This is a genomic window from Exiguobacterium profundum, from assembly GCF_001909285.1.
Lineage (GTDB): Bacteria > Bacillota > Bacilli > Exiguobacteriales > Exiguobacteriaceae > Exiguobacterium > Exiguobacterium profundum.
Genome location: NZ_MRSV01000001.1, coordinates 2,508,308 through 2,508,509, shown reverse-complemented (window position 1 = coordinate 2,508,509; position 202 = coordinate 2,508,308). Strand labels below are relative to the sequence as shown.

Genomic DNA, 202 nt, shown 5'->3' with positions numbered 1-202 from the left:
GCGTGACAAAGCGCGCTGCGCCTTCTTGACCTTCGCTTCGGACTTCCGGATGAGTCGGGGGTTGTCAATTTTCTCCGAGACCATCGCGTCGTTCGTCATGACGGCGAAGTGTTTTAGGCCGAGATCGATTCTGACCTTGTTCTCGGCTGGGATCCACTTTTCCTCATCTTGATTGACGAGGATGGAGATGAAGAACTTGCCC

General features: G+C 54.0%; 1 pseudogene. It reads right to left on the bottom strand.

The features are described from left to right. Nucleotides 1–202, bottom strand: a pseudogene (locus BBB58_RS15490) (RNA-guided endonuclease TnpB family protein); the annotation flags it as partial.